Consider the following 13,186-nt stretch of genomic DNA (forward strand, 5'->3'; position numbering starts at 1 on the left):
CACGTCACTTCAGGGGCAGCTTATCCATTAGGCTAGTTGCTCGGTGGTCGATTTTGACGACGCACGCACATGTAGTGGTCTGCGATGACGAACCGGATATCCGCGACACGGTGGCGGAATATCTGGAGCATCATGGCTATGCCGTGACAACGGCCAACGCGGGGCCTGCCCTGCGCGAACTTATTAATAGCCAGCACGTCGATGTGGTCATATTGGATATCCGAATGCCAGGCGAGGACGGCCTCTCCCTGGCCCGATATCTACGAGAGCACTCAGACGTTGCCATTATCATGCTGACCGGATCGGCGGAAATCGTCGACCGCGTTGTCGGATTGGAGATTGGCGCCGACGACTATGTCGCGAAGCCCGTGGACCTGCGGGAGCTGCTGGCACGGGTGAAGGCCGTGCTGCGCAGGACGTCGGCGAGCGAACGAGCTGCGGAGAAAGCGAGTACTCCGGACTCTCACCAGGTCCAGTTCGGCAAGTGCCGCTTCGACCCGGATGAACACAAATTATACAACGCCGAGGGGGTCGAAATAGCGATCACCGCGATGGAGTTCCGGCTTCTGAAAGTATTCAGCGAACATCGCGGACGAGTGCTCAACCGCGATCAACTGCTCGAACTCGCCCATGACCGCGGATGGGATCCCTTCGATCGTAGTATCGACATTCGCGTTTCGCGCCTGCGGAAGAAAATCGAGGTCGATCCCTCCAAGCCGGAGGTGATCAGGACGATCCGCGGCATGGGTTACCTCTACTCCTGAGCGCGCCGCACGGTGGACCAGCGCCTCATCCCTTGCGGTTGAGGTATTGCGACTTTGTGGTCCCAGGCGGAGGGCCCCGCTCGAACTACTGAGTTTTCGGAACCAGCTGCCTTGCCCTGGCCTTCCACTATCACGTGTGGGCGCTGAGAGGCGTGCAGGCCAAGCCGGCCTTCTCGACACCTGGATTGTGTGCCGCAGCCGCCGGTTTGCGAGGCTGCGACACGTTTCCTGCGCCGACACGGCGCCGGCACCTGAGCGCGGGTCAGAGCCGTTCGATGCCGAGAAAGTCCGGCGCTCCCACCCACGCGTCCTTGAAGCGCGCATCCATCGCTTCGGCGTCCGCTGTCCTGCCGGTCCTGCGGAACACCTCGCGCAGGCCCCACAGCGCCCAGGCGTTGTTCGGCGTCTGCTCCAAGACGTGCTCGAAGGCCGCCGCGGCCGCCTCGTGCTCGCCCATGGCGATGTAGACCGCGCCGAGGGTTTGTCGGACCGGATAATACCAGTACGCCGGTTCCATATAGGCAAGGCCGTCCTCGATCGCGACGGCCGCCTCAAGCTTCTTGCGCGCTTCCCGCAGGTTGCCCTGGTGCTGGGCAACGCGGGCCTCCACGATCAGCGCGCTCAATTCCAGCAAATTCGGCGCCGGAAGTCCTCCCGCCGTCTCCGTGGAAAAATCGGCGTCGGCAGCGAGCTTGCGGATTGCGGCGGTCTCGGGGCGCGCCGCCTCGCTCGCACCCTTTGCGGCGAAGGCGACGCCCCGTGCATATCGCCAGGTTGCCTCGATATAAGGCAGGGCGTTTGCCGGCAGCGGCAGCGCGAGTATGACCTCGGGATCGCTGTACTGGGCGTGCGCGAAATAGGGAGCCGCCTTGATCGGCTGCAGCCCGGCCACCTTTCTGGCCATGGTGTCGGAGACCAGCGATTCGAGCTTTTTGGCCGCCTCGGCGATTGCCTCGACGTCGCCCGCCATCTGTGCGGAGGTCATCAGGAAATGCAGGTTGTGCGGATAATAGCCGTCAGTGTAGACGCCGGGCGTGCTCTCCGGCGCTATGCCGACGCGCTCGAAATAGGCCTCGTCCGCTGCCACTGCCTCGCGGTTGATCTCCAGACTGTCGATCCACCGGCCGACCTGATGATAGATGTGCGCTGGCATGTGCACGATGTGTCCGGCGCCGGGCATGAGGGCGGCAAGCCGGTCGGCATGGGCTTCGGCCCTTTCCGGCGTCGTGGACGCTTCGACGGCATGGATATAGAGATGGATCGCGCCGGCATGATCCGGATTGCGCGCCAGCACCCGCTCCAGTGAGGCCACAAGCTTGACCGTGTCCGGCTTTGGCGTTGCTCCGCCATCAACCCAGTAGTCCCAGGGCATCAGGTTCATAAGCGCGTCAGCGTAGAGCGTGGCGATTTCGTCGTCCTGCGAATGGCGGTCTGCCAGTTCCGCCATCGCCGCGGCATAGGCCTGGTTCAGGGCGCCCTGGTCGGCCGAAGTATCGGCGCTGTAGCGCTTGGAGAGCGCGGCGATGAGGTCCTTTTCCCGGCCGGTGGCAAGGTGCGCTACCTTGCGCGCCTGCGCGACAGCTTCGGCGGCGTTCGCGGCTGCCTCCCGACCCATGCCGGCATTGATGTTGGGGCCGAGCACGTAAGCCTCGCCCCAGAAACACATGGCGCAGGTCGGGTCCAGCTTCTGGGCGGCCCTGAAAGCGCGCTGCGCCTCGGCGTGGTTGAACGCCCACGCCCAGCGCAGGCCCTGGTCGAAATAGGCCTGCGCCAGCGGGTTGGCGGTGGTGACAGGGTAGGAATGGCTGCCGAGGTTTTCGAACAGCGGGACGCTTGTCGAATCCTCTCCAACCGCCGCCGCCTTGGCCTGGCGGTGCGGAAGGCCCGAGTCATGGGCATTGGCGGCGGGCGCCGCCAGAAGGGCGGCCAGGCTCGCACAGGCCAGTAGCGGGAGCCTAAATGAAAGCTTCATGGTTTCAGCCCGCCTTGTCTTCTTGGCCGCGCTTCAAGCCGCGGACCACCAAACCAATCTCTGACCGGCTAATCCCGATGTCCCTCAGGAAGGCATCGTCCATTGCCGCAAGGGTCCGTTCCGCCATACGGTGAACCCGGTAGTCCCGGAAAGACCGGTAAGCTGCTCGCATTATCGACATTGCAACACTCCATGATTAGCGCCGCGGGATGCAGCGTTGCCATTGCATTTAAACCATCCCTGTTTCAGGCGTTTTTCCGCGCCGAACGCGAAGTGTTTCGTTTGTTTCAGCGCTTCCCGCGCGGTGCGAACTCCGAGCTGCCAGAGTCGCGGGAAACCGCCTTCTTTCCTGGGGCTGATTGGTGAAACCGGCGTCCGCGATCAGCCACGCTGGCTCGCGCGTCAGATGGCAGCACCGGGACACCGGTCCAATCGCCGGTTATCTGCCGCCTAATGTTAGAGTAGCCATGACATTAGCCGTATCGATCGTCTGTGGTCAGGCCCGACGAGGGGGCCCCTCTTGGGCCGATATGCGGCTGTCAAATCTTCGATCGCCTGGGCTGACATGGGTACGTTGCCGTACCCGGAGATGAATATAATCGGCATGTCTGCCCGCCCGACAGCCGTCGTTCGTTCGCTGCTGCTCAAGCTAAACACGAGTCACGGCCTGCCGTTGGGCGGCAGGGGCCCTAGCGTTCGGGTTTTCGCCGTACACGCCGTCAGCGAACCCTGTAGAACGGATTCGGCAGCAGGAACAGCTTCTCGGCATGCCCCCCGAACAGGTCCGATGGCTGGTCACCGACATTGGCAATGATCGTGTAGCCGGCCTTTTCGATTTCGGCTCTTATGGGTGCCTTGAAATCTGCGGCGGAACCATATTTGGCTCCAGGCTGGACCATGTAAAGTTGCTCATAGCCGGCATAGCCCGCCGATTGTAGGTTCTGTTCGGTCGCCCGACGCTGGTCCTCCGGACGTCCGGTGATGAAGAATACTGCGACTTTCGCCGTTCGCGCCTGCCGGAAGACCTCCAGCACAGGGTCGATGGCCGGATCCTTCGCGAGCTGGTCCCAGGCGGCCCAGCCACAGGGACCGTCGATTGCGATGTCGCAGGCGCCGCCGATCGGGCGGCCGAAATTATCACGTGTGATCACTTCCCAGTTGGCCAAAGCCGTCTCGTCGATATCGAGCACCAGTGCGGGGCGAGGCACCTCCGTTGCGCGCTTGACGACCCAATCGCCTGCCTGCTTCGCCACTGCGGCAAGGTCGCGATCATAGTCGCCGGAATCATGATAATTGGCGGCCGCCAGCATCGCGTCGCCGACATTGGCTGGCTGGGACGGGCTTGTAAGAAGGAGCGAGCCGTCGGCACGCGCCGACACAGGCACATTTGTGCCAGTCATCAGCACGATTGCTGCAACGGCCGCACCACGCGCAATTCTATTCCAACTAATCGTCTGCATCATGAGACTTTGCGGTCGCGACAAGTCCTCTGTCAAGCGAGGCAAGGCACAGGTCCTCGAAACTGCGGCGCTGAATTAGAGGATTCCAAAACAGACGCCGAATGTTTCTATGAGTTGCTGCAAGGTGCAGGATTTCGGCCATTGCTGCACAAATTAGCGCTTGCACAAACCGACGCGTCCGGAATGCGCCAACTGCCGACGCTTAGCGCCGAGACAATGGACTACCTATTTTGGGCCGTCTTCTGCCTGTCCGATTTGGCTATGCTGACGACGAACGATCGTGTCGGCAAGGGCTCGCAGCTTTGGCCCGTTGCCGTTCAACGGGCACCGCGGTGGAACGATCGCGGTGCCCTAGTCTGTACCCGCCCAACACCTAGCAGTTCGCCTCTGTCTGCGGATCGCACGCCTTTTCTTGCTTCTGTGTCTTGGGCTTGGCCGCCTGTTCTGGCTCGGCCTGCTGCTCGGCGGCGGGCTGCTCCTTGGCCTTCCGCTTCTCAGGCTTGGCCGCCTGTTCCGGTTCGGCCTGCTGCTGCTCGGCGGCGGGCTGCTCCTTGGCCTTCCGCTTCTCAGGCTTGGCCGCCTGTTCCGGTTCGGCCTGCTGCTGCTCGGCGGCGGGCTGCTCCTTGGCCTTTCGCTTCTCAGGCTTGGCCGCCTGTTCGGGCTCGGCCTGCTGCTCGGCGGCGGGCTGCTCCTTGGCCTTCCGCTTCTCAGGCTTGGCCGCCTGCTCGGGCTCGGCCTGCTGCTCGGCGGCGGGCTGCTCCTTGGCCTTCGGCTTCTCAGGTTTGGCCGCCTGTTCCGGCTCGGCCTGCTGCTGCTCGGCGGCCGGTTGCTCCTCGGTCGTCGGCTTCTCAGGCTTGGCGGTCTCTTCCGGCTCGACCTGTTCGCCGGTCCCTGGCGCCTGTTCGGTCGTGGCTGCGCCTTCGGTCGGCTTTGATTTCCGGCCAGCCTGAACCTGCTTCACCTCCTCGATGTCTTTGAGCTCAGTTGGTTTGGCATCGGGATCGGCCTTGACTTCGCCTTCAAAGACCGTGACCGTATTGTTTTCCAATTTGCCGGCCTGCTCGGGCGTCTCGGTCTTGCTGACCTCGACGACAGTCACCTGCTGGTTCGTCTCCTTCTCGATCACATCAACATCAATGACTTTGTTGATCACCACGTTGTTCTGGATCGTCACGTCGCCGGCCGGCTCGGCCGCCTCGACAATGCGCACAAACTCCGGCTCATCACGGATAACGACGACAGAAATGTCCTCAGCAAGGAATTCGCGGGTGGGGACCACGACCCAGTAGAAATCCGGCGTGGTGTCGAACGTCACCTCGATTGAAATCAAATCGGGATCGCGGCGCGGCGGCAGCGGAGCCCAGATCATGTGCTCCCTGTCACGCCGCCAGCTCACCCATGCTGGCGCCCAACGAGTGCCGGGAACCCAGTACCAGCCGATGTCGTCGGCATAGCCCCACCGGCCGTAATGGTAGGTCGCCCAGCCGAACGGCTCGTCGGACACCCAGAGCCAGCCATACTGCTCGGTATAGACCCAGTGTCCAAGGGTATACGGACGCCAATCGTCAGGTACATCGACCGGGACGAAAACGGTCGCTCCGTGGTAGGAAACCCAATCACCATGGGAAGACAGGTCATCGTAGAATGTGCTGATCGAAATGGAAACGTCGGTGGCGGCACTCGCCTCGGACACAAACGACAATGGCGCAACCGGGTTGGGAATCTCGATGACCGTGAGCAGGCAGGCGGTTACGCCGCCCAGCATCAGCCGCACAGCGTTTTGGGCAAGGACGCGTTTCATCCTAGTCTTCCTCCGAAACAGATCGCCCTTCCTCTTGGAAACTCGCCGGCTGTCGGATTGTTCCACTTGCTAGTGATGCCCGCATCTGCTCACACACCGGCTTGGCATCACACGATGGTACGCCACCCCTATCAGCGCAAACAGCACACATCGGCGCATTGCTGCCTGGCAGCCTCGGGCCGAAAGCAGTCAGCCCGCGCTCTGGAATATAGCCACGAAAAGCGGGCAAGCTGACATCTGCGCGGACAAAACCTAGGTTGCACCGAAGCAGCGGGGCAATCTGCACCCCTGCGCCCGCGCGAAATTGCACGAACAGGATACGGTTGTTCAAAACCGTTTCTGGGCCCCCGATTGAACCGGTGCGGATCGGCGCCACACCAAGAGGGCATCGACTCCGCCCTCAAGCAGCGATGGAACACCATGGTCCGCGGCTGACCTTCACGACCGAGCTTTTCTCGACGCGCCCCGCGTAGTCGAGATACTGCGCCCGGGAAAGCTTCTGACCGGGCTCCGGATTGACGGGCAGCCTGTAGAGATATTCGCGGCATTTGTTGAAGCCTTTTGCGTAGACGCCGGCGTTACCGCCAGAAGGTCTGCCGCCTGCCGCAGGCTAATCCATGCGCTAACTCGGGTCCTCCAAGCGGTTTGTTTTGCGCCACTCCTCATACTCCCCACGGGCGTCGTCATGCAGCGGATAGTAGCGTTGCAACGGCCCGCCCTCCATGAGCTTCACTCGCGAGAACTCCTCCCAATCGTGATGCTTCTGTGATTCTTCGATTACCATCGGGGCAATTGCGACAGGGAGCACCACCACCCCGTCGTCGTCGGCGACGATGATGTCACCGGGGATCACCGTGACACCGCCGCAGGCAATCGGAACGTTGACGGCATTGGGATAGATGCTGGTCTGCACATGATAATTTGGCGTCCAGCCGCGCAGCCATAGGGGCAGATCGAGCTTTTCAACATTGGGCCGGTCGCGCATGCATCCATCGATGACGATGCCCGCGCCGCCCCTGCCCTTGAAATACGTCGACATCATATCGCCGAAGACGCCCGAGCTCATGTCGCCGCGCGCGTCGACCACGACTACATCGCCCTCCTGTGCGTGATAAAGCACGTGCCGATGCAGCTGCGTCTCTGGATCGGCGTATTCTCCCTCGGTGAATAGGTCCGGCCGCTGTGGCATGAACTGCAGCGTCAGCGCCGGCCCGACGATCGACTTCCCGTGGTTCTGCGCCACTGGTCCGACCATGTGCGGATTGCGAAAACCCATGTGGCCAAGCGTGCCGGCAACCGTCGCGGCGCCGATCTCCCTTAGCGCGTCGATCAGGTGTTTTGGCGGCCGCGTGATGTCGGGAGCATGTGTCATCGTGGACTCCGGTTGAAAAAGAACTACCAGTTCGTAACAGAACCGTCGCGGCGCTTAAGGTGAGGTGCTTCCCAAAAACGAAAGCTCGCCGCCTGGATCGCCTCCTCGTTGACCTCGACGCCGAGCCCCGGCAGATCGCCGACCGGATAGTTGGTCCCGTCGAGCCGTGGTTGCACGGGGAAGAAGTCGGAATTGTCGAAGCCCAGCTTTGTTTCGGGTTCCCTGGTCTCGAGCCAGGCGAAGTTGGGTACCGCGGCGGCGAGATGCACGGTCGCGGCCGTGCACACCGGACCAAGGGGATTGTGCGGCATCAGATCCACATAGTGCGCCTCGCTCCAGCCAGCGACTTTCATTGCCTCCGTGAGCCCGCCGACATTGCAAACATCGAGCCGGTTGAACTGGTGGATGCCACGCTCGATGTAGGGCAGGAACTGCCACTTGCTGGCAAATTCCTCGCCGATGGCAAAGGGGATGTCGGTCATCGTACGCAGGGATTCGTAGGCCTCCGGTGCCTCGTCTCGTATCGGCTCTTCGACGAAATCAAGCACGCCGCGGCCGAGCTTGTTGCAGAAGCTCGCCGCCTCGGCCACCGACAGCCGATGATGATAATCGATGCCGAGGACGACGTCGTCGCCCAGCGCCTCGCGCGCCCTGTTAAGCATACTCGAGGTAGCGCCGATCGACTCGCGCGGCTCGAAGATCTCCCTGCTGTTTTGCCCGGCGGGGAAGAAGCGGATCGCCTGCCAGCCCTGTGCGCGTAGCTCGCGGGCTCGTTCGATGGCAACGTCGCCTTCGGCGTCGTCTCCGGTCGAGGCGAAGGTGGGGATGCGGTCGCGCTGCTTGCCGCCTAGCAGCTCGTAGACCGGCACTCCCAGAGCCTTGCCCTTGATGTCGTGAAGGGCGATGTCGATGGCGGAAATCGCCGCCTGCAGAACTCGTCCGCCTTCGAAGTACTGGCTGCGATAAACCTCCTGCCAGATCCGGCCCATCTGCATCGGGTCGCGGCCGATGAGAAACTCGCGATAGTGCTCAACCGCGCCGGCCACCGCTTTCTCGCGACCACTCAAGCCGCTCTCACCCCAGCCGAAGATGCCTTGGTCGGTCTCGACCTTGACGAGCATCTGGTTGCGCGTTCCTACCCACACTGGATAGGGCTTGATCGCGGTGATCTTAAGCTTCGTAGTCATCCACGCCACGTTCCAAACGCATCCATCCTGTCTCAGTTGGCCTCGAGGGCCATTTCGGTTTGGCCGTCGAACAGATGCATCCGCTCCTGGTCGAACTCGAGCCAGATCTGTTCATCGGGCGCGACGGCGATGTTCGGCGGCACGCTGACGTTGACGATGGCGCCGGACAGGAACGCCTGCACGAAGGTGACGTCTCCGGTCGGCTCCACCGTGTAGGCCTTGGCCGGAATGGCACCGGGGACCGCGTTCTTGCGCAGCTTGATCGTCGAGTGACGCGCGCCGAGCACGACTTTCTTGGTCGTTGCCCTTGCGACCTTCTGGGCGTTGCGCGGCGAGAGCTCAAAGCTCCAGCCCTCCGCGCCGGTCAACACAGAGTTGCCGTTTGCCGTCGATGCCTCCAGCGGAATAAGGCTCATCGCCGGGCTGCCGATGAAGCTGGCGACGAACATGTTGACGGGATCGGCAAAGACCCGCGCCGGTGAATCGTATTGCTGCAGGTAGCCGCCGTTCATCACCGCCATCTTGTCGGCCATGGTTACGGCTTCGAGCTGGTCGTGCGTCACATAGATGATTGTCGCCTTGAGGTCTTGGTGGAAGCGCTTGATCTCCGACCGCATCTGCACGCGCAGTTTGGCGTCGAGGTTAGAGAGCGGCTCGTCCATGAGGAAGACGGCGGGGTCGCGGACAAGCGCACGGCCCAGGGCCACCCGCTGCTGCTGCCCGCCCGAAAGTTCGCGTGGCTTGCGCTCGAGCAGGTGCGTCATGTCGAGCACTCGCGCCGCTTCCTTGACCTTCTTGTCGATCTCGTCCCTGGGCAGTTTGCGCATCTGCAGCGGGAACGCCAGGTTCTTGTAAACCGATTTCTGCGGATAGAGCGCGTAGTTCTGGAACACCATTGCGATGTCCCGGTCCTTGGGGTCGAGGTCATTGACCACCCGGTCCCCGATGACGATGTCGCCCGATGTGATCGGGATCAGCCCCGCGACGAGATTGAGCGTGGTTGTCTTGCCGCAGCCTGAAGGGCCGACGAGCGCAACGAACTCGCCGTCATTGACCGTCAGCGAGACGGCGTTGACAGCTTTGAAGCTGCCATAAGTCTTGACGAGATCTTTGAGGACCACGTGGGCCATCGGCAACTCCCTAGTGCTTGACCGCGCCTTCTGTAAGGGCGCGTACGAAGTATCGTTGCAGGACGAGGAACAGCACCACGACGGGCACGCTCATCATAAAGCTGGCCGCCATCAGGCCCGGAAAGTCCGTCGTATTCTCTGAGAAGAAGCGCTGGATGCCGACCGGCAGTGTCAACTGGTCGTTCTTGGTGAGGAAGGTGTAGGCGTAGATGTACTCGTTCCACGCGCCGATGAACGAATAGATCGCGGTGGCGATGATCCCCGGCGTCGAGAGCGGCATCACAATCAAGATGAAGGCCTGGAACCGCGTTGCCCCATCGATGCGCGCCGCCTGCTCGAGCTGCACCGGAATGTTGTCGTAAAAGCCCTTGAGCAACCAGATCGCCAGCGGCAGGCCGAAGGTGAGATAGGTGAGAATCAGCGAGCCATGCGTGTTCATCAACCCGAGCAGGCGCATCAGGATGAACAGCGGCACGAGAAAGATCACAGCCGGGAACATGTTGCGCAGCAGCACGGCGAAGAACAGGAAGTTCCGGCCCGGGAAACTGAAGCGCGAAAACGCGTAGGCCGCAGGGACGGCGACGATCACCGAGAGGATTGTCGTGACGGTCGACACGAAAAGGCTGTTCCAGAAGAAGCGGAGGAAGTCCTGGCCGACGCTGTTCTGGGGATCGAGCAGCTTCTCGTAGCTGGCGAGGGTAGGTTCGTCCGGCCACCATTGCGGCGGGAATTGCATCGCCGCGAACCCAGACTTGATCGAGGTGATCAGCATCCAGATCATCGGCACCGCGGTGTAAAGCAGCATGAACACGAGGAAGATGCGCCCGGCCCACCGCCATCCGTCGATGCGCATGCGGCGACGGCTCAGGCCTGGAGGGGCTGTCTTGGCAGTCGTGCTCATGCGCTCCCCTCTTTCCGCTCGTTGCCGCTTAGCGCACGGACGTAGAAGTAGCCGAGCGTCATCAGGATGAGGAACAGGAGCACCGAATAGGCAGATGCCACACCCCAGCGCTGTCGTCCGAAGGCAAGCTCGTAAATGTGGGTGATCCAGATATGCGATGCGTTGGAGGGCCCGCCGCCGGTCATGATCCAGGGGATGATGAAGGAATTGAAGTTGGCCACCGCGAGCAGCAGGATCGTCACCGTCGAGACGTTGCGCAAGTGCGGGAAGGTGACGTGCCAGAAGCACTGCCAGGCGCTGGCGCCGTCGACCTGCGCGGCGCGCAGCAACTGCTCGGGCACGGTCTGAAGGCCGGCCATCATCATGATCATGGCAAACGGAAACTCGCGCCAGATATTGACGACGATCAGGGAAGGCAGCACCGTGCTGACGCTGTCGATAAAATTCGGCGGTCGGTCGGCCAATCCGAGGCCGACCAGCACCGCACCGATGATCCCGAAGTCCGAATGATAGATCCACTTCCAGATATAGGAGGCGGCGACCGCGCTAATGACCCAGGGAATGATCAGGATTGCGCGCAGGACACCGCGGCCGATAAAGGCGCGGTGGAGTGCCAGCGCGGTGGCAAACCCCAGGACAAAGGAGATCAAAGTGGATCCCAGTGTCCAGATCAGAGTGTTCCAGGTGACTTTCCAGAACACCTCACTGGTGAGGATGGCCGTGTAGTTGTCGAAGCCTATGAAGGTCTTGTCGCGAAGTTGTAGGCCAGGCGGCGTCTTAAAGAACGACAGCTCGATCGTGTAATAGATCGGATAGGCGATGACGATGAGCATCACGGCGATCGCAGGGAGCACGTACGCGTAGTCAGCGCGATGATCCCATATTTTCCGTAGCACGCCGGACCTACCGGATTGCAATCTTCGGCGAGCCTCGGCCTTGCCGGTCACGATCGTCACTGTGGCGCGCCCTTATTTCTTCTGAACGAACCGGCTGCACTATCGGTGCAGCCGGTCAGGCTTGGACTAGAGTCCGCCCATCAGGTCTCTTACCTTCTTAGCCGCGTCGTCCGCTGCCTGGTCGACGGTCATCGCGCCGGTCAGGGCATTCTGCAGCATGTCCGGGACGATGATGTTCATGATCTCGGGGGCCTGCGGCAGCGCTGGGAACGGGATGCCATATGGTAGCATCGAGGTCGTCACATCGAGGAACTTGATGTTGTCTAGGCGTTCCTTCATCCATTTGGTCTTGAAGCCGTTAAGGTTGCCCGGGTTCGAGCCGGCGTAGGCCATCTTCAGCGACCATTCAGGGCTTGTCCACATGCAGATGATAGCCTTTGCAGCTGGCTCGTCGACCTTGCCGCCCTCGACATATTCAGGCTTCAGAATGTGAATGTTCGAGCCGCCGAACACGACTGCGCGCTTGCCGTCGGGGCCAGTGGGAATCAGGCCGTAGCGCATGTTGTCGATGACGGTCTGCGCCTTATCCTTGTCGGCGCCCGTCGCCTTCTTCTGCAGGTCGAGCATGACGTCGTAGTCGGACGGATGCGAGATCATCATGCCGAGCTGGCCGGCGAGGAACAGGGGCTGGTTATCGGCCTGCTGGTTGGTGAGTGCCGAAACCGGAACCGACTTGTCGCGAACATACATGTCGTACGAGGCTTGCAGCGCGGCCTTGCTCTGCGGGCTATCGAGCTTGACCTGCTCATAGGTCGGGTTCGCGGTGGCTTCGTCGAAGACGCCGCCGCCATAGGCCCACAGCTGCGGCATGAAACGGTACGGCGTATTGCCGGCATTCTTGCGAGCCACGAGGCCGTAACCGGCAATGCCGAGCTTGTCGTGGATCTGCTTGGAATACTTGACGACGTCGTCCCAGGTTGCCGGAGCCTTGTCCGGATCGAGGCCCGCACGCTTGAAGATGTCGGCGTTCCAGATGAACGCCATCGTCTCGTTGTTGGTTGGAATGCCGTAGGTCACCCCCTCCCAGGTCACGGCCTTCATGGCGCCGGGCCAGAAATCCTCGGTGGAATACCCCACATCCTCGGGTTTGAGCGGCTGCAGATAGCCTTTTGAGGCGAACTCGGTACCACCCAGGATTTGCAGGCGGACCGCCATCGGCGCGGCATTGCCCAGGAGCGCCGTGCGGAACTTGTCAAGAAGGTCGTTATAGGTGAGGGCTTGTTCCTCGAGCTGGATGTTCGGATAGGTCTTGCGGAAGGTCTCGAAGAAATCTTTGTAGTACTGGCGCAAAAGGTCGGGGTCGCCCTCGAACACGCCCTGATACCAGAAAGTCAGTCGCCCCTTGTAGTCGAGGGGGGTGACCTTGGCGCAATCGGCCGCCGTGTCAAAATCCTGTGTGCCCGCAATGGAGCGCACATATTCCGGCGACCACTTGCTGAGGTCGACCGGCGGCGCTCCCAGCGCCGAAGTGGACATCAGCGATGCCATCAAAGCAGTGGCGACAGTGCCGCGCAGGACCGCACTGCCGAGTGTAATCCTCGTCATAGGTATCCTCCCTGTTCTGCATGCCGCCCTGCGCCGAGGCAAAGCGGTCTAGCTCGTTCGACCGCGGGACGCCTTTCTGTTCTATGTATCCCTTCGAT

11 protein-coding genes are annotated in these 13,186 nt (G+C 61.7%); 1 reads left to right on the plus strand and 10 read right to left on the minus strand.

Annotation, left to right across the window (positions count from 1 at the left end):
• The first annotated feature begins 53 nt into the window (after positions 1 to 53).
• Complete coding sequence (locus ACWTU8_RS18770; protein WP_287330555.1) at positions 54 to 764, plus strand: response regulator; 711 nt, start codon at positions 54 to 56, stop codon at positions 762 to 764.
• Positions 765 to 1,026: 262 nt separating this feature from the next.
• On the opposite strand, the gene ACWTU8_RS18775 is transcribed toward ACWTU8_RS18770, so the two are convergent.
• The 10 genes from ACWTU8_RS18775 to ACWTU8_RS18820 all read right to left on the minus strand — a co-directional run bounded on the left by ACWTU8_RS18775 (position 1,027) and on the right by ACWTU8_RS18820 (position 13,088).
• Entirely contained in the window at positions 1,027 to 2,736 is a 1,710-nt protein-coding gene (locus ACWTU8_RS18775; protein ID WP_455849349.1) for a tetratricopeptide repeat protein, read from the minus strand.
• Positions 2,737 to 2,740: 4 nt separating this feature from the next.
• Complete coding sequence (locus tag ACWTU8_RS18780; protein ID WP_095491021.1) at positions 2,741 to 2,917, minus strand: DUF1127 domain-containing protein; 177 nt, start codon at positions 2,915 to 2,917, stop codon at positions 2,741 to 2,743.
• Between the two features lie 538 nt (positions 2,918 to 3,455).
• Positions 3,456 to 4,136: an HAD family acid phosphatase gene (locus ACWTU8_RS18785; RefSeq protein WP_051695470.1), complete on the minus strand. Its 681-nt coding sequence runs from the start codon at positions 4,134 to 4,136 to the stop codon at positions 3,456 to 3,458.
• A gap of 433 nt (positions 4,137 to 4,569) precedes the next feature.
• Positions 4,570 to 5,997, minus strand: a complete 1,428-nt coding sequence (locus tag ACWTU8_RS18790) for a DUF6600 domain-containing protein (protein WP_455849350.1) — start codon at positions 5,995 to 5,997, stop codon at positions 4,570 to 4,572.
• A gap of 622 nt (positions 5,998 to 6,619) precedes the next feature.
• Positions 6,620 to 7,369, minus strand: a complete 750-nt coding sequence (locus tag ACWTU8_RS18795; protein WP_455849351.1) for a ribonuclease activity regulator RraA — start codon at positions 7,367 to 7,369, stop codon at positions 6,620 to 6,622.
• A 23-nt stretch (positions 7,370 to 7,392) separates the two neighbouring features.
• Positions 7,393 to 8,556 (minus strand): mandelate racemase/muconate lactonizing enzyme family protein, encoded by a 1,164-nt coding sequence (locus ACWTU8_RS18800; RefSeq protein ID WP_455849352.1) that lies wholly within the window; start codon positions 8,554 to 8,556, stop codon positions 7,393 to 7,395.
• Between the two features lie 32 nt (positions 8,557 to 8,588).
• Complete coding sequence (locus ACWTU8_RS18805) at positions 8,589 to 9,686, minus strand: ABC transporter ATP-binding protein (protein ID WP_455849353.1); 1,098 nt, start codon at positions 9,684 to 9,686, stop codon at positions 8,589 to 8,591.
• A 10-nt stretch (positions 9,687 to 9,696) separates the two neighbouring features.
• Positions 9,697 to 10,587, minus strand: coding sequence for a carbohydrate ABC transporter permease (locus tag ACWTU8_RS18810; protein WP_455849354.1), 891 nt, complete (start codon positions 10,585 to 10,587; stop codon positions 9,697 to 9,699).
• Positions 10,584 to 11,543, minus strand: coding sequence for a carbohydrate ABC transporter permease (locus ACWTU8_RS18815; protein WP_455849355.1), 960 nt, complete (start codon positions 11,541 to 11,543; stop codon positions 10,584 to 10,586). The genes ACWTU8_RS18810 and ACWTU8_RS18815 overlap by 4 nt, the downstream gene beginning before the upstream one ends.
• Before the next feature lie 66 nt (positions 11,544 to 11,609).
• Positions 11,610 to 13,088 (minus strand): ABC transporter substrate-binding protein, encoded by a 1,479-nt coding sequence (locus tag ACWTU8_RS18820; RefSeq protein WP_095491407.1) that lies wholly within the window; start codon positions 13,086 to 13,088, stop codon positions 11,610 to 11,612.
• Positions 13,089 to 13,186: the final 98 nt, after the last annotated feature.

It is taken from the genome of Mesorhizobium sp. BHbdii, from assembly GCF_053848045.1.

Excerpts from the sequence above, each read along its gene's own strand:
- ACWTU8_RS18820 (WP_095491407.1), bottom strand. The coding sequence starts at position 13,088 with ATGACGAGGATTACACTCGGCAGTGCGGTCCTGCGCGGCACTGTCGCC.
- ACWTU8_RS18800 (WP_455849352.1), bottom strand. The coding sequence starts at position 8,556 with ATGACTACGAAGCTTAAGATCACCGCGATCAAGCCCTATCCAGTGTGG.
- ACWTU8_RS18790 (WP_455849350.1), bottom strand. The coding sequence starts at position 5,997 with ATGAAACGCGTCCTTGCCCAAAACGCTGTGCGGCTGATGCTGGGCGGC.
- ACWTU8_RS18785 (WP_051695470.1), bottom strand. The coding sequence starts at position 4,136 with ATGACTGGCACAAATGTGCCTGTGTCGGCGCGTGCCGACGGCTCGCTC.
- ACWTU8_RS18810 (WP_455849354.1), bottom strand. The coding sequence starts at position 10,587 with ATGAGCACGACTGCCAAGACAGCCCCTCCAGGCCTGAGCCGTCGCCGC.
- ACWTU8_RS18780 (WP_095491021.1), bottom strand. The coding sequence starts at position 2,917 with ATGTCGATAATGCGAGCAGCTTACCGGTCTTTCCGGGACTACCGGGTT.
- ACWTU8_RS18805 (WP_455849353.1), bottom strand. The coding sequence starts at position 9,686 with ATGGCCCACGTGGTCCTCAAAGATCTCGTCAAGACTTATGGCAGCTTC.
- ACWTU8_RS18775 (WP_455849349.1), bottom strand. The coding sequence starts at position 2,736 with ATGAAGCTTTCATTTAGGCTCCCGCTACTGGCCTGTGCGAGCCTGGCC.
- ACWTU8_RS18795 (WP_455849351.1), bottom strand. The coding sequence starts at position 7,369 with ATGACACATGCTCCCGACATCACGCGGCCGCCAAAACACCTGATCGAC.